Origin of the sequence: Sphingosinicella rhizophila (assembly GCF_032378825.1) — a bacterium.
Classification (GTDB): domain Bacteria; phylum Pseudomonadota; class Alphaproteobacteria; order Sphingomonadales; family Sphingomonadaceae; genus Allosphingosinicella; species Allosphingosinicella rhizophila.
Genome location: NZ_JAVUPU010000029.1, coordinates 1 through 464, shown reverse-complemented (window position 1 = coordinate 464; position 464 = coordinate 1). Strand labels below are relative to the sequence as shown.

At 62.3% G+C, this 464-nt stretch carries 1 pseudogene; it reads right to left on the bottom strand.

Annotated features, from left to right (window positions below):
* A pseudogene (locus RQX22_RS19255) lies at positions 1–369 on the bottom strand (IS630 family transposase); the annotation flags it as partial.
* Between the last annotated feature and the right edge of the window lie 95 nt (positions 370–464).

The following is a 464-nucleotide window of genomic DNA, read 5'->3' as shown; positions in this document are numbered from 1 at the left end:
GGCCGATCCTGCTCGCTGGCGAACACGGTTTTTTTTGAAGGTGAAGCCCTCGCGCTCCAGATAATTCCACAACGCCCCGTAGCTCACCTCTACGCCGCGATCGTGCAGCTCAGCCAGCAACGCGCGCAGAGTGATGTCAGGCTCGGCGTCCAGCCGGGCCGTAAGCCAGGCATGCTCCGGCAGCAGGATCGGCTTGCGATAACCACCGACCTTGGCGGGGCTCACGCTCCCGGTCAGACGTTTGCGATTGCCCCACCGGGAGACGCTCGCAGCGCTCACCCCAAGAACAGAGCCCGTCTCGCGGTTGGGGCAGCTCTCGGCCATTGCCACCACCCGCTCACGAAGATCATTCGAATAAGCTCGGGTCATCCATGCCGACCTCCCACCAGCCAGCATGTTGAATCACGAACAGGCCCGCTTGGGAATCCCCCCTCCCGATTCACAGAAGCATGATCATGCTCTAG